The organism is Lactobacillus nasalidis (genome assembly GCF_016587775.1).
Classification (GTDB): domain Bacteria; phylum Bacillota; class Bacilli; order Lactobacillales; family Lactobacillaceae; genus Lactobacillus; species Lactobacillus nasalidis.
In genome coordinates this window covers 1-260 of sequence record NZ_BOCG01000052.1, presented here as the reverse complement: position 1 = coordinate 260, position 260 = coordinate 1, and the positions used below count along the sequence as shown (strand labels likewise).

Genomic DNA, 260 nt, shown 5'->3' with positions numbered 1-260 from the left:
ATGACTAAGGCCAAGGCCTTAGCCATTAACTCTCCTTTCTTTTAAATTTATAGCGCATGATTTAACTCTGGATGCTCAACCAGCGCTAGAAGGCTAAGCATCGCATTCTTGTCCCGATCTACGACTATGCCATAGTTCGGGCATTTTTCGTTATAGCAGACGTACTCATTGTGTTTAGTACCATGTTTCTTGTTTCCGTAAAGGGTGATCTTGTCATCACCTTTTTTGACATTACCACAAGCCGCACAACGCTGAGTAGA

At 42.7% G+C, this 260-nt stretch carries 1 pseudogene; it reads right to left on the bottom strand.

The window, feature by feature from the left end:
* Positions 1 to 47: 47 nt before the first annotated feature.
* Positions 48 to 260: pseudogene (locus lacNas_RS00470) on the bottom strand (RNA-guided endonuclease TnpB family protein); the annotation flags it as partial.